The organism is Phyllobacterium chamaecytisi, from assembly GCF_020164455.1.
GTDB classification, from domain to species: domain Bacteria; phylum Pseudomonadota; class Alphaproteobacteria; order Rhizobiales; family Rhizobiaceae; genus Phyllobacterium; species Phyllobacterium chamaecytisi.
This window is the reverse complement of record NZ_JAIQWW010000062.1, coordinates 1-1,058: the sequence shown is the minus strand read 5'-3', so window position 1 is coordinate 1,058 and position 1,058 is coordinate 1. Positions and strand designations below refer to the sequence as shown.

Sequence of the window (1,058 nt, the reverse complement as noted above, 5' to 3'; positions counted from 1 at the left end):
GTCTCGACGAAGGCGAGAAGGTTCTTGGCGTAAAGCTGCGAGGCGGTCGCGGCAATGCGGCCAGCGACATTCAGATGGCCGACGATCTTGACGCCGTCCACTTCGGTCATCTTGCCGGCGACCGCGCCTTCGACATTGCCGCCGCGCTCCACCGCCAGATCGATGAGGACCGAGCCCGGACGCATGCGCGCATACATCTGACGCGTCACCAGCCTTGGGGCGGGGCGCCCCGGAATGAGCGCCGTGGTGATGACGATATCCTGCTTGGCGATATGGTCAGCAACCAGAGCCGCCTGCTTGGCCTGATAGTCCTTCGACATTTCCTTGGCATAGCCGCCAGCGGTTTCCGCCGCCTTGAATTCCTCGTCCTCGACCGCGAGGAACTTGGCGCCAAGCGAAGCGACCTGTTCCTTGACCGCCGGACGCACATCGGTTGCCGTCACCACCGCACCAAGCCGGCGCGCCGTGGCAATCGCCTGCAGCCCGGCAACACCGACGCCCATGATGAACACTTTCGCCGCAGGCACGGTGCCGGCCGCCGTCATCATCATCGGCAAGGCCCGGTCATATTCGCTCGCCGCATCGATCACCGCCTGATAGCCGGCAAGATTGGCCTGGCTCGACAGAACGTCCATGACCTGCGCCCGCGTGATGCGCGGCATGAATTCCATGGTGAAGGCCGTCACACCGGCGTCGGCCAGCGCCTTGACCGCCGCATCATTGCCGTAAGGGTCGAGCATGGCGATGACCACCGCGCCCTTCTTGTAGGCCTTGAGCTCGGCCGAGGACGGCCGGCGCACTTTCAGCACCACATCGGCCCTGGCTGCATCGCCGGCCTTGCCGATCGAAGCTCCCGCCGCGACAAACTCGCCGTCCGGTATGCGCGAGGCAACCCCTGCGCCAGCCTCGACGACAACCGCAAAGCCGAGGGCTATCAGCTTCTTGACCGTCTCCGGCGAACCGCCAACCCGCGGCTCGTCGATCTCTTTCGGTATGAACAGTGTCTGAGCCAAGCTCTCACCCCCAAGCAAGTTAAACACAACAAAACCAGTGGTCTC

General features: G+C 64.1%; 1 protein-coding gene. It reads right to left on the bottom strand.

The genetic code is table 11. From position 1 onward, the window contains the following. A partial coding sequence (locus tag LB462_RS30900) for an NAD(P) transhydrogenase subunit alpha (protein WP_224515941.1) occupies nucleotides 1-1,013 on the bottom strand: 1,013 nt, incomplete at its 3' end. Nucleotides 1,014-1,058 lie beyond the last annotated feature (45 nt).